General features: G+C 41.5%; 21 protein-coding genes. 19 read left to right on the top strand and 2 right to left on the bottom strand.

The window, feature by feature from the left end:
- Positions 1-37 precede the first annotated feature (37 nt).
- The 13 genes from FB479_RS15925 to fliT all read left to right on the top strand — a co-directional run bounded on the left by FB479_RS15925 (position 38) and on the right by fliT (position 12,957).
- Positions 38-373: a DUF8042 domain-containing protein gene (locus FB479_RS15925; protein WP_106656016.1), complete on the top strand. Its 336-nt coding sequence runs from the start codon at positions 38-40 to the stop codon at positions 371-373.
- Positions 366-3,359 carry a glycosyltransferase gene (locus tag FB479_RS15930; protein ID WP_142065942.1) on the top strand — a complete coding sequence of 998 codons (2,994 nt, stop codon included), beginning with the start codon at positions 366-368 and terminating at the stop codon, positions 3,357-3,359. Before FB479_RS15925 ends, FB479_RS15930 begins: the two co-directional genes overlap by 8 nt.
- 11 nt (positions 3,360-3,370) lie before the next feature.
- A complete protein-coding gene (locus FB479_RS15935; protein ID WP_106656014.1) occupies positions 3,371-4,336 on the top strand; it encodes an NAD-dependent epimerase/dehydratase family protein in 966 nt (321 codons plus the stop codon).
- Positions 4,336-5,448: a DegT/DnrJ/EryC1/StrS family aminotransferase gene (locus tag FB479_RS15940; RefSeq protein WP_142065943.1), complete on the top strand. Its 1,113-nt coding sequence runs from the start codon at positions 4,336-4,338 to the stop codon at positions 5,446-5,448. The genes FB479_RS15935 and FB479_RS15940 overlap by 1 nt, the downstream gene beginning before the upstream one ends.
- Complete coding sequence (locus FB479_RS15945) at positions 5,445-6,098, top strand: NeuD/PglB/VioB family sugar acetyltransferase (protein ID WP_106656012.1); 654 nt, start codon at positions 5,445-5,447, stop codon at positions 6,096-6,098. Before FB479_RS15940 ends, FB479_RS15945 begins: the two co-directional genes overlap by 4 nt.
- Before the next feature lie 35 nt (positions 6,099-6,133).
- Positions 6,134-7,474 (top strand): nucleotide sugar dehydrogenase, encoded by a 1,341-nt coding sequence (locus tag FB479_RS15950; protein ID WP_106656011.1) that lies wholly within the window; start codon positions 6,134-6,136, stop codon positions 7,472-7,474.
- A 22-nt stretch (positions 7,475-7,496) separates the two neighbouring features.
- A complete protein-coding gene (locus FB479_RS15955; RefSeq protein ID WP_106656010.1) occupies positions 7,497-8,477 on the top strand; it encodes a Gfo/Idh/MocA family protein in 981 nt (326 codons plus the stop codon).
- Complete coding sequence (locus FB479_RS15960) at positions 8,452-9,063, top strand: acyltransferase (RefSeq protein WP_255438410.1); 612 nt, start codon at positions 8,452-8,454, stop codon at positions 9,061-9,063. The genes FB479_RS15955 and FB479_RS15960 overlap by 26 nt, the downstream gene beginning before the upstream one ends.
- Positions 9,060-10,166, top strand: a complete 1,107-nt coding sequence (locus FB479_RS15965) for a DegT/DnrJ/EryC1/StrS family aminotransferase (protein ID WP_142065945.1) — start codon at positions 9,060-9,062, stop codon at positions 10,164-10,166. Before FB479_RS15960 ends, FB479_RS15965 begins: the two co-directional genes overlap by 4 nt.
- Positions 10,167-10,278: 112 nt before the next feature.
- Positions 10,279-10,635 carry a flagellar protein FlaG gene (gene flaG / locus FB479_RS15970; protein ID WP_106656007.1) on the top strand — a complete coding sequence of 119 codons (357 nt, stop codon included), beginning with the start codon at positions 10,279-10,281 and terminating at the stop codon, positions 10,633-10,635.
- Between the two features lie 12 nt (positions 10,636-10,647).
- Positions 10,648-12,171, top strand: coding sequence for a flagellar filament capping protein FliD (fliD, locus tag FB479_RS15975; protein ID WP_142065946.1), 1,524 nt, complete (start codon positions 10,648-10,650; stop codon positions 12,169-12,171).
- Between the two features lie 28 nt (positions 12,172-12,199).
- Positions 12,200-12,577, top strand: coding sequence for a flagellar export chaperone FliS (gene fliS / locus FB479_RS15980; protein WP_142065947.1), 378 nt, complete (start codon positions 12,200-12,202; stop codon positions 12,575-12,577).
- A gap of 8 nt (positions 12,578-12,585) precedes the next feature.
- Positions 12,586-12,957: a flagellar protein FliT gene (gene fliT / locus FB479_RS15985; RefSeq protein ID WP_142065948.1), complete on the top strand. Its 372-nt coding sequence runs from the start codon at positions 12,586-12,588 to the stop codon at positions 12,955-12,957.
- A gap of 54 nt (positions 12,958-13,011) precedes the next feature.
- On the opposite strand, the gene FB479_RS15990 is transcribed toward fliT, so the two are convergent.
- Complete coding sequence (locus tag FB479_RS15990) at positions 13,012-13,203, bottom strand: polyribonucleotide nucleotidyltransferase (RefSeq protein ID WP_142065949.1); 192 nt, start codon at positions 13,201-13,203, stop codon at positions 13,012-13,014.
- A 160-nt stretch (positions 13,204-13,363) separates the two neighbouring features.
- Between FB479_RS15990 and FB479_RS15995 the strand changes: the two genes are divergently transcribed.
- From FB479_RS15995 to FB479_RS16015, 5 genes are all read left to right on the top strand, one after another.
- Positions 13,364-14,173 (top strand): motility protein A, encoded by an 810-nt coding sequence (locus FB479_RS15995; RefSeq protein WP_106656825.1) that lies wholly within the window; start codon positions 13,364-13,366, stop codon positions 14,171-14,173.
- On the top strand, positions 14,166-14,951 hold the full coding sequence (locus tag FB479_RS16000; protein WP_142065950.1) for an OmpA/MotB family protein: 786 nt from the start codon (positions 14,166-14,168) through the stop codon (positions 14,949-14,951). Before FB479_RS15995 ends, FB479_RS16000 begins: the two co-directional genes overlap by 8 nt.
- Before the next feature lie 289 nt (positions 14,952-15,240).
- Positions 15,241-16,032, top strand: coding sequence for a basic amino acid ABC transporter substrate-binding protein (locus tag FB479_RS16005; protein WP_106656823.1), 792 nt, complete (start codon positions 15,241-15,243; stop codon positions 16,030-16,032).
- Between the two features lie 87 nt (positions 16,033-16,119).
- The gene (locus FB479_RS16010; RefSeq protein WP_047069746.1) at positions 16,120-16,794 is read left to right on the top strand and encodes an amino acid ABC transporter permease; all 675 of its coding nucleotides are present in this window, start codon (positions 16,120-16,122) and stop codon (positions 16,792-16,794) included.
- 81 nt (positions 16,795-16,875) lie between these two features.
- Positions 16,876-17,073 (top strand): cold shock domain-containing protein, encoded by a 198-nt coding sequence (locus FB479_RS16015; RefSeq protein WP_047070322.1) that lies wholly within the window; start codon positions 16,876-16,878, stop codon positions 17,071-17,073.
- 65 nt (positions 17,074-17,138) lie between these two features.
- Here FB479_RS16015 and FB479_RS16020 read toward each other — a convergent pair whose 3' ends face one another.
- Positions 17,139-18,191: an HD-GYP domain-containing protein gene (locus tag FB479_RS16020; RefSeq protein ID WP_142065951.1), complete on the bottom strand. Its 1,053-nt coding sequence runs from the start codon at positions 18,189-18,191 to the stop codon at positions 17,139-17,141.
- Between the two features lie 209 nt (positions 18,192-18,400).
- Between FB479_RS16020 and hpf the strand changes: the two genes are divergently transcribed.
- Positions 18,401-18,964 carry a ribosome hibernation-promoting factor, HPF/YfiA family gene (gene hpf / locus FB479_RS16025; RefSeq protein ID WP_106656821.1) on the top strand — a complete coding sequence of 188 codons (564 nt, stop codon included), beginning with the start codon at positions 18,401-18,403 and terminating at the stop codon, positions 18,962-18,964.
- Positions 18,965-19,033: the final 69 nt, after the last annotated feature.

The raw sequence follows: 19,033 nt of genomic DNA on the forward strand, positions 1-19,033 counted from the left end.
ACGTGATGTTGGCTTTTACTACCTTTTAGGAGGAAAAATGGAAAATATTTATTTGCTTGCACGTACTTCAAAAGAACTGATAAACAATCTGAAAGACAGATGTTTGACCATTGCCGACATGTTTAGAAAAGGTGAAAATCAAGAAGGTAATGAACGACTGTTATTCTTCTTGGAGGATGTAAATACATTGTTGGAAGCATTACCTCACATTAGCTCCACCTATCCAGCTATTTCAATTGAAGAGCTAAATGAAAAACTAACTCAAGTACTTGAGCAGATGGAAAGTAACGATTACCTCTATGTTGCTGATCTATTACATTACGAACTACAACCATTATTAGACCTCTGGAGTGGGACGATTAACGATGGATAAGAAAATTAAGCTCAGCATTTGCATGATCGTAAAAGACGAAGAAAAAAACCTGGATAGATGTTTAGTCAGCTTGCAGCCTTTGATGGCCCGATCAGATGTGGAACTAGTAGTTGTTGATACAGGTTCAACTGACAAAACGGTTGAAATTGCCCAGCGTTATACGCAAAAAGTTTACTTTCATGCTTGGAACGGAAACTTTTCTGAAATGCGTAATATCTCTATCTCTTATGCAACGGGGGAATGGCTATTCATCATTGATGCAGATGAAGAATTGCAAGATCCCGAGAAGCTGAGCTTATTGCTTGATCGACCCGAACTCCTTCAATTTAATACCATTGTAATTAAAGTTAAAAATTTCATTTCTTCTGACTATAGTATTTTTATAGTGAATAAATCAGAACGTCTGTTTCGAAATAATGGTTTCTGTTACCAAGGTTCTGTGCATAATCAACCACAATTTCAAGGGCCGATTTTATCTATCACGGATGTATTTTTAAACCATTACGGTTATAACAGTGAAGATGCAGAATTGATGGAAAAAAAGTTTCAAAGAACAAGCACCCTGCTTATTAATGAATTAAAGAAAGATCCACAAAACATCTACTATCACTTCCAACTGTGTAGAACGTATTCCATGCATGACGATTTACAGAAGGCATATGATCAAGGGAAGGTTGCTTATTCCTTATTAAAAGAAAAAGATACTGATACACAAGCAAAATACATTTATGTATTTAATGAATTTGTTAGAATGGCTTGTCTTTTAGGTAAGTATGAAGAGGCAAGAGAGGTATGTTATGAAGGATTGAATATTAACGAGAATTATATTGATCTTCAATATTATTTGGGATATTGTCACGAAAAGCTCCGTGATGAAGAAGCGGCTTACGAATCTCGTACTAAGTTTTTGCAGCTCCATAAAAAATTTACTGAAGATGGATTCGAAGACAATGGATTAATTGAGTTATACAAATTGGATGATAATTCCAAGTATGAGATTTTATTTAAAATCGCTCATTATCACTACAATCAGAAAGATTATGTGAAAGCTGAAGAGCATCTACAAAAAGTTATTGATAACGAAGCCAAAATCAGGTTGTATACAAAAGTACTTCTAGATGGAAGACAATTTACTCGTTTACGTGAATACTATGACTCTTTACCAGAAGAGTTTAAGAATAGATTTATTACAGATTTAGAAACACACCGCAAAACCGTAGATAAAGAGGAACAAATTCAATTGTCACTCGCTTTCAAGGAAGGTGAAGGGCGATATTACCAATTTAACAATGTTCGTGCAGCTAGTACAGATAAAGCGTGGGTAGAAGCTAAAGCATTTTTAGCCAAATACGATATGAACGAAATTCCTTTGTTCTATGCAGAGGTATTCGAACCGTTAATGCAAAATAGCACGACTTTTTGGCAAGAGTTAAAAAAATTAAAGAGTACAACAGTAAGAAAAGTCATTAAAGAGTTGATTGACCTAAATGCAGAAAGCAAAATTCCCCTTAGAAAATTGCTGTCGGAAGTCAAATTAAGACAAGACGATTATCAAGGGAATCGAATATATATATGCGTTTCATATGTTTTGCTTATTGTGGCACTAGAGGACGATACTGAAGTAGGACCTGATAAGGACCAACTTTTTAGTGGCTACATTGAACATGGATTGAACTGCATTCAATTTTACTATCAGATGGACCGAATTCGTCTAATCTATAAGACACTTGAAAATGAAGAAGAACAGTTTTTTATACTTATGTATTTATATAAACAAGCAATCGAAACAAACAATATGAAGGTAGCTATAAAATATATTAGTGAAGCCACGAGTGTTTACCCAGTTATGAGTCCATTTTTGAAATATAAAACCAATCTATTAAATGTAAGGGTTCAAAAAGAAGGCATCATTCACTCCATTGAGGTAGATGCAGAAAAACATGACTTTGTTAATAGTGGCAGTATGGCATCTTTATCTGTGTTGCATGGAACAATGGAAATTGCAAATCAAATGAATCATTTGGTAACGGGTCTGAAAAATAATAACGTGTATGCACGGTCTTTGAACTTTTCTCCGAGCTATCTTGGTTATCAATGTGACTATACGATGGATTTATCTAAGATTAACGATACCGAAGAAATACAAAAAAGCACTTTAGAAATCCTTGAAAAATCTGTACAACACTTCAACGTTTTTCATTTTCACTTTGGAACCTCGATGCTGCCTAATCTTTCAGACTTGCTGCTATTAAAGCAGGCTGGGAAGAAAGTGTTCATGCATCATTGGGGATCAGATGTACGTATGAAATCAATCGCAACAAAGTTGAATCCGTTCATAAAAGTAAAAGACCAAGATGAAGAGCAAATAAAGAGACTGCTATCTTACCTTGGACAGCATATAGATCATTGCATTGTTGCCGATGCGGAACTGTATGAATATGTAAAAGGGTACTATAAGAAAGTATCTTTTATTCGCCAAGCGATTGATACAACAGTTTATCGACCAGCAGAAGAATATGAACCGAGAAAAAATAAGCCAACAATTGTGCATGCACCGACTTCACCTGAATATAAGGGTACGAAATACATCATGCAAGCAATTGAGAATTTAAAGAGTAAGTATGATTTTAATTTTACATTGATTCAAAATACCTCTCACGAAGAAGCGAAGAAAATTTATCAGGATGCCGATATTATTCTGGACCAAATACTTGGTGGAAGTCATGGTTTATTGTCATTGGAGGCCATGGCTATGAGGAAACCGGTGATTTGTTATATTGCTGATTTCATGAAAGAGTTTTATCCTAAGGAACTTCCGATTGTCTCAGCCAATCCAGAAACGATTACTGAAAAAATAGAAATGCTGTTGAAAGACTTTGAACTACGAAAAGAACTTGGAATGAGTGGCAGAAAGTATGTAGAGACTTATCATGATTTAAATAAGGTGAGTGCTGAGTTAATAGATTTATATCTAAATGAAGGATAAGAGGGGACACCATGTATTCTCATGACATTCAAGGAGAAACGATTTTTGTAACCGGTGGGGCTGGATTCATAGGATCGACGTTAATCGGCAATCTGATTCAAAATAACCAGGTGATTGTTTACGATAATTTTGCTAGGAATGCGCTAGAATCGAAGGATTTTTATAATCATCCAAATCTTACTGTCATTAAGGGTGACGTTCTGGATTTGGATGCATTGAAACAATCCATACAGGGCTCAACGTATGTAATTCATGCTGCTGGAGTTGCAGGAATTGATACTGTTATCAAAAGCCCAATCACAACAATGAAAGTAAATATGATCGGATCAGCAAATGTGTTGGAAGCAGCGGCTACTTTATTAACTTGCAAGCGTGTCGTTTGTTTTAGTACAAGTGAAGTATTTGGTCAAATTGCATTTCGCTCAGAAGAAACAAGTTCTACTGTTTTAGGAGCTGTGGGCGAAGCACGATGGACATATGCAGTTAGTAAATTAGCGGAAGAGCACTTGGCATATTCGTATTATAAAGAACAGGGCCTTCCAACAGTAACGGTCCGGCCTTTTAATATTTATGGACCTGGACAAGTGGGCGAAGGGGCTATTCGCAACTTTATTGTCAGAGCTCTAAGAGATGAAACATTGTATATTCACGGAGATGGGACACAAATTAGGGCATGGTGCTATGTAGACGATATGGTAGAAGGAATATTAAGATGCATGACTTCTCCTAAAGCGAAAGGAGAGTCGTTTAATATTGGAAATGAAAGAGCAGTTACAACGATTTATGGTTTGGCAAACACGATTATTCGAGTTTTGAATTCAAAATCAACTATTCAATTTGTAAAACAAGAACATGCAGATATCGAGCTTCGTGTACCTAAAGTAAACAAAGCAAAAGAACTGCTAGATTTCGAAGCAAAGGTGGATCTAGAGGAAGGGATTCAATACACAGCAGACTATTATAAGGGGAATTACTGATGATAAGGTTAACACAACCCTATATTAGTTCAGATGAAATTCATGCAATGACTGAGGTATTACAATCTGGAATGCTTGTCCAAGGGCGACGAGTCCAGGAATTCGAACAAAATTTAGCGACATACATGCAGGCTAATTATGTGTCTGTTGTTTCCAGTGGAACTGCTGCGTTGCATCTTGCCTTAGCTGCATTAGAATTGGGACAAGGCGATGCTATTATTGCCCCATCCTTTACTTTTCCAGCTACCGTAAATGTTGTCGAATTACAGGGAGCAAGACCAGTTCTCGTAGATGTTACAAGTGGAAGTTTTAACATAGATCCCAAACAGTTAAAGGACACAATAAAGACTTGGACTGGTCCAGAAAAATTAAAAGCAATTATAGTAGTTCATGAATTTGGTGCACCCGCAGATATGGAAATCATCATGAATATTGCTAAAGAGCATGATTTGTATGTTATTGAAGACGCAGCATGTGCTTTAGGTACAATTAGCAATGGCAAACACGTAGGGTGCTTAGGGGATATCGGATGCTTTTCTTGGCATCCACGAAAGTCTATCACAACGGGCGAAGGTGGAGCTATCGTTGCGAAAAGTGAATCTCTTCATCAAAAAATAAACATACTTAGAAATCATGGAATCCAAAGGCTTGAAGATGGATCAATTGATTTTATAGTCCCTGGATTCAATTATAGATTGACAGAATTTCAAGCTGTTTTGGGAAATCTTCAGTTACAAAGATTTCAGTATAACCTTGAGAGAAGAAAGCAGCTTGTGAAAGTTTATAAAAGAGAGCTTGAAAGTGTAGAGGATATTAGCCTACCAGAAATGATAGATGGCCACTCTTGGCAGACTTTCATGATAGTTCTAAACTCTAAGCATGAGCGAGCAAAAGTGATAAAATGTCTAGCGGAAAAAGGAATTGAAGCCAATTTAGGCGCTCAAGCAATTCATATGATGTCTTACTATAAGGATAAATATCACTTCGGCTTGAATCAGTTTCCAAATGCTAAATTGTTCTATGAAAAAGGCTTGGCCCTACCATTACATCCTTTATTAACGGAAGAAGAGATCACATATATTTCTCACACATTACGAGAGGTGCTTAGGTGAAGAAAATTATTATTATCGGAGCAGGTCCTCTTGGAATAGAAGTGTTAGAAACAATTAACCTTATTAACTTCCTCTCTGGGAAACAAGAATACATTTGCCAAGGCTTCTTAGATGATGACAAGGAAAAGTGGAATAAGAGTATACTTGAGATTCCTATTTTAGGACCGATAGCGGAAGCTAACAAATTCAGAGACTCAGTTTTTGTGTTTGCTTTAGGTAGTCCGAACAATTATTACAAGAGGGAAGAGATATTTACAAAAATTGGAATCGGCCAATTCCAGTTGGAAACGATTATTCATCCAAGTGCTGTAGTATCTCGACTAGCAAGAATTGATAAAGGCTGCCTCATTATGCCGTATTCTGTTATTGGGCCAGGTGCTCACCTAAATTGTTGTGTGATTGTTTCTCCACACGTCACTGTTAATCATGGAGTGGAAATTGGCGATTTTACAATTATTGCAGGAAATGTAAGCATTGCTGGAGAGGTCACGGTCGGGAGAAGTTGCTATTTGGGAATGGGAAGCCAAATTAAAGGTGATCTTACATTGGAAGACTACTGTTTAGTTGGTATGGGAAGTAATGTATTGGATGATGTGGCAACGAGAACGGTAGTTGCGGGAAACCCTGCGAGAATATTAAAAGGAACTTAATGTTAATCTAATTTGATCGACAAGGGTGATAGAGTATGTCTCCTTTCACAGAGATTTTAACAGATAACTTAACAGATATTTTAATAGACAAAATAAAATTGCGAAAAGCATCTTTAGGCGTCATTGGTCTCGGCTATGTAGGTCTCCCGTTGGCTGTTGAAAAAGCGAAAGCAGGTTACCGCGTATTTGGTTTCGACATTCAGCAAAAAAGAGTAGATATGGTCAATCAAGGCATCAATTATATTGGGGATGTTGTAGAAAACGAATTAAGAGAATTGGTCCAGACAGGCATGATAACCGCAACGACAGATTACTCATTCATTCGCGATCTGGATGTCATTTCGATTTGCGTGCCTACTCCGTTAGATTCATACCAACAGCCTGACATTACATATGTTAAAGCTTCTGCTGAGGCAGTAGCTGCGCACATGCACCCTGGAATGCTCGTTGTACTGGAAAGTACCACATATCCAGGAACGACAGAGGAAATCGTCTTACCAATCCTCGAAGAAACTGGTTTAAAATGCGGTGTAGATTTTTACTTGGCGTACTCACCTGAAAGGGTAGATCCAGGAAACCGCGTATATAATACGAAAAATACTCCAAAAGTAGTCGGAGGCATTACAAAGGATTGCACGCAAGTTGCCGCCATGCTCTATGAACAAGTTTTAGAGGGGAAGGTTCACCAGGTATCCAGCCCTGCAGTAGCGGAGATGGAAAAAATTCTGGAGAATACGTTCCGTAATATCAACATTGCTCTAGTAAACGAGATGGCAATTCTATGCAATCGAATGGGCATAGACATTTGGGAAGTAATTGATGCGGCTAGCACAAAACCCTATGGTTTTATGCCCTTCTATCCAGGTCCAGGTCTCGGAGGACACTGCATCCCGGTAGATCCTTGGTACCTGACATGGAAAGCAAGAGAATTCAACTATCACACCCGGCTTATCGAAGTCGCAGGGGAAATTAACAATAGCATGCCAGAATTTGTTGTGGAAAGAATCGGCGGCATATTGAACCAATTTTGCAAGCCGATTAATGGTTCAACAGTATATTTGCTAGGGATCGCATATAAAAAAGATATTGATGATTACAGGGAGTCTCCAGTAATAAAAATCATTGAGATACTTAAGCAAAAAGGTGCTCATGTTGTGTTTAGTGACCCTAAAATTCCGCATTTTAGTTACAAAGGTACGGATTACGAAGGAATAGAAGTATCAGAAGAAAATCTACGCTCTGCTGATATTGTGGTTTTAACTACGGATCACTCCGATTATGATTACAAGCTGATTGGAGAATATGCGGAAGTGTTGTTTGATACGCGAAATGCAATGCAGGCCATTGAACATAAAAACCACTATTTCCGGTTATAAAAAAGTTGGGAAGTGTAAGGAAATGCAAAAAGTTATAGTTGTAGGGGCAGGGCATTGGGGGATTAATCATGTGAAAACATTTTACGAACTAGGTGCGCTTGCTGGTGTAGTAGAAACTAATGTTAGTTCACATGTAGAGTTGATAAAGGAATATCCTGATGTATCAATATTCTCTTCACTTGAGGAAGGACTTGCAGTTGAAGCCAATGGGGTTGTGATTGCAACTCCTGCGCCTACTCATTATACATTAGCGGTACAGGCGATGCTCGCTGGCAAAGATGTACTGGTAGAAAAGCCTATGACACTTTCTATGAAAGAGGCTAAATCACTGGTTGAGGTCGCCAAAAATACAGATCGAATTCTAATGGTCGGACATCTTTTGCTGTATCAACCGGCTATTCAGAAAATGAAAGAGCTTCTAGACCAAAATGTAATCGGCAAAGTTTGCTCCATTCATCAAGAGCGCATGAAGCTTGGAAGAGTTCGTTCCGTGGAAAATGTGCTGTGGAGCTTCGGTGTCCATGACATTGCTGTTCTCTTGTATTTAATTGGGAAAGAGCCTGTTTCTATACAAGTAAACGGCCAAAGCATCGTTCAACCGACTGTCGAAGACGATACGCATCTTCATTTGAACTTTGCAAATGGTATCCAAGCACATTTACGTACATCCTGGCTCTGGCCAATACAGAAGAGATCAATGGTTATTACCGGAACGGAAGGGTTTCTGGTATATGAAGAAGATAAACAGATCGTTACCTTATACAAAAAGGGTGTAGGAAGCGATTTACAAAACTGGTCTACCGGAGAGGAAATCGTTTACCAGGGTGGTACGGAAAATCCGCTAAAAAACGAATGTGAACATTTTCTTGCTTGCATACAAAGCCGAGCACTACCTCTATCAGATGGAAAGAATGGAATGGAAGTTGTTCGTATTTTGGAGCAAGCATCCAGACTCCTTGAAAAGGAGGAGAATAGCATTGAGCGACGAGTTCTTCAAGCATGAGTCAGCATACGTCGATGAAGGGGCCAAGGTCGGAAAAGGAACACGGATTTGGCATTTCTCTCATGTTATGGGTAAAGCAGAAATTGGTGAAGGATGTAATCTTGGACAAAATGTCTTTGTTGCGAATCATACACGAGTAGGAAATCATGTTAAAATCCAGAATAACGTTTCATTATATGAAGGGGTGATTTTGGAGGACTATGTGTTTTGTGGTCCAAGCATGGTTTTTACAAACGTCAAAACACCGCGCTCGGCTTTTCCACGCAACACGAGCGATGATTATTATGAAACAACAATCAAGTACGGAGCTTCTATTGGAGCCAATGCAACTATTGTATGTGGCGTAACGATTGGGAAATGGGCGTTCGTAGCAGCTGGTGCGGTTGTTACAAAAAATGTACCTGATTATGCTTTAGTGGCAGGAGTACCTGCAAAAATTATTGGCTGGGTATGCCAGTGTGGTGAAGCTTTGGCGGTTACTGCTGATTCGGAGACCGCAAAGTGTGCTAGCTGCAATCGGACCTATCGAAAAGCGGAAAGTGGAGAAATGGATATCTATCATGAAGAAGCGGAAGTGGGACAATGAGCAAAATTCCTATTCTTGACTTACAGCAAGAAATACAATTCCTTCGTGAAAAGTTGTTCACAGCATTTGAAGATGTTCTGCAATCAGGGCAGTTCATTATGGGACCACAAGTAAAAGCATTGGAGTCTGAACTAGCAGATTTTTTAGGTGTTAAGCATGCGATTACACTTAATTCTGGTACAGATGCATTGGTTATAGCATTGAGGGCACTAGGGATTGGGGAAGGGGATGAAGTGATAACGACACCCTTCACGTTTTATGCAACGGCAGAAGCGATTCAACATGTCGGTGCTAGCACAGTTTTTGCAGATATCGATCCTGTCACTTTCAATATTAAAGTAGACGGTTTGGAAGAAAAAATAACAAATAAAACGAAAGCAATCATACCAGTTCATTTGTTTGGACAAGCTGTACAAATGGATGCGCTTATGAGCTTAGCTAAAAAGTATGATTTGAAAATCATAGAGGATGTGGCCCAAGCATTTGGAGGTACATTTGGGGATTCCATGCTAGGGACTATAGGCGATGTTGGGTGCTTCTCTTTCTTTCCTTCCAAAAATCTCGGAGCCTATGGTGACGGAGGATTGCTCACTACAAATGATGACAAAGTGGCTGAAGTCGCGAAAATGCTTCGATCTCACGGCTCGAAAAAGAAATATTACAACGAACTGGTGGGTTATAACTCGCGACTCGATGAAATGCAAGCGGCAATCCTTCGGGTAAAATTGCCGTACATACAGGAGTGGAACGGAAAAAGAAGGCAGGCAGCTTCGTATTATACAGCTGCATTAAAGGACTTGCCCGGAATTGTAACGCCGGAAGAGAGTCCTCAATGCACTCATGTTTTTCATCAATATACGATTCGGGTTTCCGATGATCAAAGAGAATTGCTAAAGACTTACTTAGAGGAGCAAGGAATTAGCACAATGGTCTATTACCCTACACCAGTGCATAAACTTCCGATTTTTAGCGAGATTCATGAGTCTTACTCTGAGTCTGAGCAAGCTGCTGCAGAAGTGCTGAGCCTTCCTATATGGCCAAATATTCAAACCGAAGTTCAAGATCAAGTAATTACGGCAATTAAGAACTTTTTCAAACGATGAGAAATTAGCCCTATTGATATAGGGCTGATTTTTTTGTTATCGAACCAGTAAACCTTTCCTACACGTATGCCGATATCAATAGTAAAGATATTCCGCTGGGGGGAGAAAGGGAATGGATATAAAAGGGATAAATGATCCTGGAAGAGGTGCAGTTGGTTTAGAGTTGAAAAATGCAGGGGAACAGAGTACAAAGGACAATAAAACAGCTGATTCGGCAGATACGTACGGGAATGAAAAGAAGTACTCAAAAAAGGAACTGGAGAAAGAAGTAGATTCTCTCAATGATTTTTTGAAGGGAAGCACGACACATCTAAAGTTCAAATTGCATGAAAAGCTGGGTGAGTATTACGTACAGGTGGTCAATGACCAGTCCAATGAGGTTGTCAGAGAAATACCTTCAAAGAAAATGTTGGACGTTGTAGCCAAAATGTATGAAATGGTAGGAATATTGGTTGACGAAAAAAGATAGAGGTGAGTAAAAGTGGCAATTAATCGTATTTCAGGTATGGCCAGTGGTATGGATACGGAAACAATGGTTAAAGACCTGATGAAAGCTGAACGAAAGCCCTTAGACAATTTATTACGAAAAAAACAATTGGATGAATGGAAGCGCGATGACTATCGTGATATGAATTTGTTGCTTGCTACGTTTCGTGACACGACGATGCGCGATATGCGGATGCAATCTACGTACTTGAAAAAGACTGTCAGTTCTACTAACGATGCCATTGTGACAGCAAAGCAAAAAGGAAATCCTAGCTTGCCATCTTATGTCGTCGAAAATGTTCAACTAGCAATAGCTGGGAAACCTCATGCAAAAACATTTGATGCTACTGGAGTAAGTAATCCTGAGGCCTCATTAGGAAATAAATTTGAGCTTAAAATTGCTGGTGACTCAGGTGTAGAAAAGACGATTCAAGTGGCATCAACCGATTCTATGAATAGCATTATTAGTAAGATTAATAGTGTTTCCAAAGACACGGGAGTCGTTGCGAGTTTCAATCCTACTGACAAAAAATTGGTGTTTACTGCTACAAAGACTGGCGAGACAAATATGAAGTTAACCGTAGACACTACAAATGGTGGAAAGAACACAATTGGTTTGGTGGACTACCAAGGCAAAAGCGGAGTAGCAGACATACCAGGAAAAGCCACCATAAATGGAACTGAACTTAGTATCCCAAGCAACAATTTTACATATGACGGGATGGAATTCAATTTTAAGCAAAGCACGGCACCTGGACAGAATTACACCATTACTTCTAATCCTGATGAGGATGCAATATTTAAATCCATTACGAAGTTTGTTGAAGATTACAATACACTAATTGATAAGCTTAACAAAAAAATATCGCAAGCTCGTTATAAAGACTATCATCCACTTTCTGATGAAGAAAAAGCGGCAATGGATGAGAAAGTAATTGAGAAATGGGAAGAAAAAGCGAAAAGTGGTTTGCTTCGTCGTGACCCCATGATTACAGAAACGCTTAATCAAATGCGTGGGGCTATCTTTAACCCTGTTTCGGATGTAAATAAAAAGTTTGACTTGCTAACAGAAGTGGGGATTTCTACTACCCGTCCAGGTGCTGAAGGTTCTGCAACTAACTATCTGGACAAGGGAAAATTGTATATAGACGAAACAAAATTGCGTAAAGCAATCCGTGAAAACGGTACAGATGTAATGGATCTCTTCACGAAAACCAGCTCTTCGACCGATCCTAAAACCAAGTTTGAGGAAAGTGGAATCGCTCAGAGACTATATAGTACATTAGGCGAAATTACAACGAAGATCACGAAAAAAGCCGGTTCAGTTGGCATGACAGATGAATCCGAATATTTTACAATGGGAAAAGACATGAAGAATTTAAAAGATCAAATTAAGCAATGGGAAAGACGCATGGATAAAATAGAGGATCGCTACTGGAGAAAGTTTACTGCACTTGAAAATGCGATGAACAAAATGAACTCTCAAAGTGCGTGGCTCGCACAGCAACTTGGTGGATGACAGATGACAGTAAAGGGGCGGTAATGATATGAGTATTAATGCAGCGCAAGCATATCAAACGAATCAAGTTACAACAGCTCCGCCTGAAGAACTAACCTTAATGTTATACAACGGCGGTATTAAATTCCTTCGTTTGGCGAAGGTAGCGCTTCAAGAAAAAAAACTGGATAAGACGCATGAGAATGCAATGAAAGTCCAAGCTATTTTAGGAGAACTCACTAGCACTCTCAATCTTTCTTATCCAGTTGGTGAGCAAATGGCAGCTATGTATGACTATATGTTGCATAGGACTATTGAAGCCAATATGAAAAAAGATGCGGAAATTTTTGATGAAGTAGAGGACTTCTTTACACAATTTCGTGACACATGGAAGCAAGCAATTGCTTTGAGCAAGAATAAGGGATGAGAGATGATATGAAGGAATGGACGGAAGTCTCATCTCTATTGGAGCAATTGCTTTCAGCATCGAAAGAACTTCGTAGCAAAATATTTGCAGACGATGATGATATTGAAGGATGGACAGGCTTGATTGATCAAAGAGAGGAAATTATTAAACAGATTTCCAAGTTGCAAAATCAGGGTGCCATTGTAACAAATGAGGATAAGGAACGTTATCTCCAAAAAGTGTATGAGATCGATCTGCAAGTTTTTCCTTTGCTAGAGAAAAAGTATGATAATTTGGATAGACAATCGAAGAACATCCAAAAGAGTATTATGGTAGGAGCAAAATATGGATCTTACGGAAATATAAATCCATATGGGGCTTACTTCGATAAGAGGAACTAAAGGTTCAAAGGCCTGTAAAAACTGAACTTCAGTTTTTACAGGCCTTTGATCGTACTATACACTAATATCTATTTGCTTTCCTAATGTAGGATGAGAAGCCTGTACTGTGGCTTGGGCTTTTGAAAAATCATCCAACATTACGGTAGCTCCGGCTGCTTGTGATGCTTGAGCCATGTTCATGATACTAAGGTTTACGGTGTGCTGGAGTTGGCTTAATTGCCCACTCATGATTGAATTGATGTCCATAGTTTATGTCTCTCCTTTCTATAGGGACTATTTCATTACTATTATCGGATTGGAAAACCTTTGCTATAATATTAAAATTCAAAACAGCCGATATACCAAAAGAAAACCTATTTCACTGCTAACAGTTACAAAGGAAGAAAACCAGGAAGGTGAATCACTTTTGTCCACAAAACGCCGCTCACTCGTCTTAATCGGAGCCGTCCTCCTCATCTTCATACACGCGGTCTACCTAAACGGAACCCTATCGGACCTCCTCAACGTAACCGCCATTGAGCTAGTCGCGCTCTCCGTAGTCATGTCATACGCAGTCAAACGCAAGCATCTCGACTTGAAAAAAATCTGGCGCTTGCTCATCCACGGTCGTCAAAGCAACGTCGAAGAAACGATCAAGCGCTTCTACTACTACGCGCTCGTCCAGAAGGAACAGGGCTATATCGCGCTCGAAAAGGAGCTGCAACAGGAAACCGATTCGTTTGTCCAACGAGGATGCCTGCTGGCGATCGAGGGTGTTCCAGAAGAAGAACTGCGCTTGATCCTGGAGAACGAGCTCAAGGGTGAGCAGTATCGCTACCAACAGTCAGCAGGTTTCTTCCGCCTCATCAGCTTGCTTGCGCCGGGGATGGGGCTGGTCGGTACGCTCTTGGGGATGACGGGCGTACTGAAGTCGCTTGAAGACATGGCCTTGACCGGACACAGTCTGAGCGCAGCGGTCGTAGCGACGCTGTATGGCGCGCTCTTGGCGAACTTGTTCGCGTTGCCATGCTACTACCGCCTGATGGATCTGTACGACCGGGAAATGTTTGAAAAGCGTCTTTTTATCGAGGGTTGTGTTGGTCTCCAGCGCATGGAGACACCACGCTTATTGTTTGAAAAGCTGAACTCATTCTTGCCAGGTGACCAAAAGCTGGTGCTGATTAAAGAGGCAGGCAGCATGAAGGGCACGATTGAAAGGCAGGACCGCTATGCATGACGAACGGTTATACGACGAAAAGGAACTAGAAAAAAGCTGGCTGCTCAGCTACAGTGACCTGATTACGCTGTTGTTCGTGATCGTGATTATTATCGCGGCGACGCAGACGAAGAGCATTCAGTCACAAAAGGAAGAGGTCCAAAAGGAAAAAGCGAGCTTGGAGCAGGTGCATGAGAGTCTCGACCTGCTCAACCTGCAAAAGCTGGAGCTGCAGCGAGAGGTCTACCAATTGGAGGCCCGCCAGAAGGAGCTCAAAGGCGAAAAAGAAGAAGGAGGCTCCGAAGACACCGTAAACGTGCCGAAGCCGCCAATGGGCATGTCTGAATCGAGTGAGCGCGATATGGAGACGGTGCGCAACCAGCTATCCTCCGCTTTGGCTGAGCTGAATCTCGACTACGAGGAGACCGAAGAAGGTTTGCGTATCCGTTTGCCGGAAACGATTTTGTTTACGAGTGGTTCGGCAGACTTACAGCCCCAAGGGAAGCAAGTCGTTGGAACGGTAGCAGGGGTTTTGAAGCGCTTTGAGCACAAGGTGCGAATCGAGGGTTATACGGATGATGTGCCGATATCTCGCAGTTCCTACCAATCCAACTGGGAGCTGTCCTCGGCGCGCGCGATCTCTGTCATGCGTGAAATGGTGGATGCGCACTCCTTGCCAGCGTCTCGTTTTACAGTGGCAGGCTTGGGCGAATACAAACCGCTTGTGGACAACTCCAACGCGGAGAACCGCGCGAAGAATCGCCGGGTAGAGATCGTGATTTTGGGGGAAAAAGAATAATTCATTATTTTCAGATAAAAGCAGGATTTTTATATGCAGGGTAGAACTATATCCCGTATATATGAATCCTGTTTTTTTGCTGCTATACCTACTTATACTCCCCATTCGTTCCCCTTACTTTCGTACTAAAGTGGCAGAATATACAGGAAAATAGTTATACCCAGCTTGTGCACAAGGGCATGTGGATAATGTGGATAACTCTGTGGAGAACGCAAAAAATCCGTGATTTTCATGTGGACATCGCTGGGGACAAAATGGGCAGATAAAGAGACACAAGGGGGATTTCGAAATGCGTATCGGGACAAATTGGTTCAAATCGCTCGCGTTGGTCGTCGGTGTGGGGGTACTTCTCGCAGGCTGTGGATCGGGTGGTCAGCAAACGTCTGGCAGTGGCGGTTCGGGTGACAAGGTGTACGTAGTCGGTACAGATGCGGCATATCCACCGTTCCAAATGCTTGAGGCAGACAAGATTAGTGGCCACGACATCGATGTGATGAACGCGATCGCGGAAGCTGGCGGATTCAAGATCGAGTGGAAAAACACCGGGTGGGACCCGCTTTTTGATGGACTGGACAAAGGGACGGTTGATATTGGAATCTCGTCTATTACGATCACGGAGAAGCGCAAGGAGAAATACGATTTTTCGGACTCATACTTTGAAGCGAATCAACTCATTCTGGTAGCGGAAGATTCTCCAGTGACGAAGCTTGCGGATTTGAAAGGCAAGAAGATCGGGGTTCAAGCTGCGACCACGGGTGAAGAAGTGGTCAAAAAAGCGTTTGGAGATACGTACGAAGGCTTGAAAGGCTATGACGACATGCCATCCTCCGTGGATGACTTCTTTAATGGTCGGGTCGATGCAGTGATTGGTGACAATGGCGTTTTGTCCTACTACGTGAATAAAGTAAAAGATAAGAAGTTTAAGCTCATTAAAGATGATACCTTTGAAAAAGAATTTTACGGAATTATCGTGAAAAAGGGCAATACCGATGCGATGAACAAAATCAACGATGGATTGAAAAAGATAAAAGAAAATGGAAAGCTGCAGGAAATTTACACCCAGTACTTTGGCAATAAGTAGGCAGCAAAATGGCCGGGTGCGTCCTTACGACGTAGCCGGCGTTTGTTCGCAACTTGGCTTGCTGACATAAGAAGGGAGGATTAGCCATTGGACTGGAGTGTCATCTACGACTATCGAGAGCTGTTTATCCGAGGCATTATTAATACGATTTTACTAACGGCAGTGGCTACGGTTTGCGGAACATTTTTGGGGTTGTTCATCAGCTTGGGCAAAATGTCCTCCAAGCGAATCTTGCGTTGGACCTGTTCGATTTACGTAGAGCTGTTTCGGGGAACACCGATGTTGGTCCAAATTTTGCTGATTCATTTTGCGGTGATTCCGTCGATTTGGGGTATTCTGTATCCGGGAGCGAGCAGCCCGGAAGCAATTTATTCAGGCTTCGTCGCGCTATCGCTCAATGCGGCTGCCTATATGGCGGAAATCTTTCGGGCTGGCATCCAATCCATTGATCCGGGGCAAATGGAAGCGGCACGATCACTTGGCATGAACAAGGGCCTTGCGATGCGCCAAATTATACTTCCGCAAGCGTTTACACGAATGCTGCCTGCGATCGGAAATGAGTTTATTGCTCTCTTGAAAGATTCGTCCCTTCTGGCAGTGATCGCGACACCGGAATTGAACTACGCAGCCATGAACGTGGCGAAAAGTACATTTGAGCGCTACCCCCCGTATTTAACGGAAGCGGCGGTTTACCTGGTACTTACGTTGTTCTTGTCCCGTGTAGTCGTGAGAGGACTTGAGAAAAAATACTCCACACGGTAATGAGCGTGTGGAATGAATCGCCTGAATCAGGGAAAGCTAAACGTGATTTTATTTTCACAAAAGAAAGGGTTGTGCTGTTTCATGCAAGGCAAAGTAAAATGGTTTAATGCAGAAAAAGGCTTTGGTTTTATTGAACGAGAAGACGGTGATGACGTATTCGTCCATTTTTCGGCGATTCAGTCGGATGGGTTTCGTTCGTTAGATGAGGGACAGGCTGTAGAATTCGACATTGTAGAAGGGGACCGAGGTCCACAAGCGGCGAACGTCGTGAAGTTATAAACGAAACAATAGCAAAATCCCCCTGTTTCCTTGATAGGAAAGGGGGATTCGTTTTTTCAACGTGTTTAACTGATCATTCTTTGAATGTGCAGGGAACGCTGTAGTCTCAGGTCAATAAATTCATTACCTCTACGAACGAGAGGGCGCATAGGCTCATCTGTATGAATCATAATGATTTCGACGTGGTCGCCATTGCTCAAAAGCGCATGGGAACCGACGTAAAGCAAGATGATGTAATGAATAAAACGGGAGACAATCATCGGGTTTAATTGGCCTGAACAAGCTAATTCCCACAGAACATTCGCTGCTTCAAAGGGAGAGGTCCCGCGGCGATATACGCGATCTGCGCAAATTGCATCAAATACGTCTGCAACACTGATGATCTGGCATTCAAAAGGAATGTCGTCTTTTTTTCTCCCGAGCGGATATCCGCTTCCATCCCAGCGCTCGTGGTGCATGAGAGCGCATTGAGCCAGCAAATCATCGGCATCTTCCATGGAGCGCAGGAGCTGGTAACCATATACGGTATGCTTTTTCATAATCGTATACTCTTCATCTGTCAGACGATCTGGTTTGGACAGTACCTCGTCTGGGATCTTCATCTTGCCGATGTCATGGAGAAGACCTGCAAGGCCCAAAAAATGAACATCACGTTGTGGCAATCCTATGATTTTTCCGATTAAGGCTGCCACGATACCTACATGCAGGGAGTGGCGATACGTATAACTTTCTATTCCTTCATTCAAATAAATGAAGCGCAGAAATCTCATATGATGAAGAACTTGATCGAGCATAGGATGAACAGCGTCGCTAAATTGTTGCAGTCGGGGGGTATCCCCATTTGCGAGCTGATTAAATAAATACTCGGTTTTTTGTACGGCTACCATATAAGCCTTTGCAGCCTCTGCCTCACTCCAATGAAGGAGAGGAAAAGGCATTTCGGGTGCTTCCGAGTCAGTAGTGACGTGTACGGCTTCCACCTGGTGAGCCTCTAAGAGTCGTATATCACTTAGATGAAGGATTGCACCAGCGGGTAATAAAAGCAGGCCGTACTCGTTGTAGACGTCTTGAGCGAGCGTTGTTCCGATAAGTGAATGGGAAGGTTTTACCTCGGCCATGAGGATTCCTCCAGTGCGATGTACGACCGCGATATAAGATAGGATGACTACCTCTCCTATTATAGCATAGGGAATCTAGTAAGTATTGGTAAAATAATGTCGGATATTGATGGTTTGTAAAAGATTTGCAAAGATTTTTTTAAGCTGAGTGGAAGGATTATTTACAGAAGTGGCGAATACGTATGTATAGACGGAAGGAGGTTGGAACCATGAAATTTAACATTCGTGGAGAAAACATTCAAGTCACCGCTGCGCTTAGAGAATATGTCGAAAAGAAAGTCGGCCGTCTGGAAAAGTATTTTGAAACTCCACAGCCTACAGAAGTACAAGTCACCATGCATGTACATCGCGGAGAAGGCACGATCGAGGTAACTATCCCACTGAGTGGGGTCATTATCCGAGCGGAGGAAACGCACGAAGATATGTATGCTGCTATCGATCTGGTAGTAGAAAAGCTGGAACGTCAGATTCGCAAACACAAGACGAAGCTGATGCGGAAGCTGCGAGTGGATTCGACAGGAAGAATCGCACAGCGTGAGAGTCAACCAGTAGCAGTCATGATCCCGGATGTGGATGAGGAGGATATCGACATTGACATCGATATCGTTCGAACCAAACGCTTCGATCTGAAGCCGATGGATGCACAGGAAGCGGTCATGCAGATGGATATGCTGGGACACAGCTTCTTCGTTTTCCAAAACAGTGACACCAATGACGTCAGTGTGGTGTATCGCCGAAATGATGGGCGTTACGGATTAATTGAACCAAAATAACGAAACTTTACACATTCTCATTCGTATAAGACTAGGGAGTTGCTATTGGCAACTCCCTTTACTTGTGTA

The sequence above is a fragment of the Brevibacillus sp. AG162 genome (assembly GCF_006715575.1).
In the GTDB taxonomy this organism is placed as follows: domain Bacteria; phylum Bacillota; class Bacilli; order Brevibacillales; family Brevibacillaceae; genus Brevibacillus; species Brevibacillus brevis.

What these genes read in the sequence shown, in the direction of transcription:
- FB479_RS15965 (WP_142065945.1), top strand. Translation starts at nt 9,060, where the DNA reads ATGAGCAAAATTCCTATTCTTGACTTACAGCAAGAAATACAATTCCTT.
- hpf (WP_106656821.1), top strand. Translation starts at nt 18,401, where the DNA reads ATGAAATTTAACATTCGTGGAGAAAACATTCAAGTCACCGCTGCGCTT.
- FB479_RS15955 (WP_106656010.1), top strand. Translation starts at nt 7,497, where the DNA reads ATGCAAAAAGTTATAGTTGTAGGGGCAGGGCATTGGGGGATTAATCAT.
- FB479_RS16005 (WP_106656823.1), top strand. Translation starts at nt 15,241, where the DNA reads ATGCGTATCGGGACAAATTGGTTCAAATCGCTCGCGTTGGTCGTCGGT.
- FB479_RS15940 (WP_142065943.1), top strand. Translation starts at nt 4,336, where the DNA reads ATGATAAGGTTAACACAACCCTATATTAGTTCAGATGAAATTCATGCA.
- FB479_RS15930 (WP_142065942.1), top strand. Translation starts at nt 366, where the DNA reads ATGGATAAGAAAATTAAGCTCAGCATTTGCATGATCGTAAAAGACGAA.
- FB479_RS15935 (WP_106656014.1), top strand. Translation starts at nt 3,371, where the DNA reads ATGTATTCTCATGACATTCAAGGAGAAACGATTTTTGTAACCGGTGGG.
- flaG (WP_106656007.1), top strand. Translation starts at nt 10,279, where the DNA reads ATGGATATAAAAGGGATAAATGATCCTGGAAGAGGTGCAGTTGGTTTA.
- FB479_RS15950 (WP_106656011.1), top strand. Translation starts at nt 6,134, where the DNA reads ATGTCTCCTTTCACAGAGATTTTAACAGATAACTTAACAGATATTTTA.
- FB479_RS16020 (WP_142065951.1), bottom strand. Translation starts at nt 18,191, where the DNA reads ATGGCCGAGGTAAAACCTTCCCATTCACTTATCGGAACAACGCTCGCT.
- FB479_RS16015 (WP_047070322.1), top strand. Translation starts at nt 16,876, where the DNA reads ATGCAAGGCAAAGTAAAATGGTTTAATGCAGAAAAAGGCTTTGGTTTT.
- FB479_RS16000 (WP_142065950.1), top strand. Translation starts at nt 14,166, where the DNA reads ATGCATGACGAACGGTTATACGACGAAAAGGAACTAGAAAAAAGCTGG.
- FB479_RS15990 (WP_142065949.1), bottom strand. Translation starts at nt 13,203, where the DNA reads ATGGACATCAATTCAATCATGAGTGGGCAATTAAGCCAACTCCAGCAC.
- FB479_RS15925 (WP_106656016.1), top strand. Translation starts at nt 38, where the DNA reads ATGGAAAATATTTATTTGCTTGCACGTACTTCAAAAGAACTGATAAAC.
- fliT (WP_142065948.1), top strand. Translation starts at nt 12,586, where the DNA reads ATGAAGGAATGGACGGAAGTCTCATCTCTATTGGAGCAATTGCTTTCA.
- fliS (WP_142065947.1), top strand. Translation starts at nt 12,200, where the DNA reads ATGAGTATTAATGCAGCGCAAGCATATCAAACGAATCAAGTTACAACA.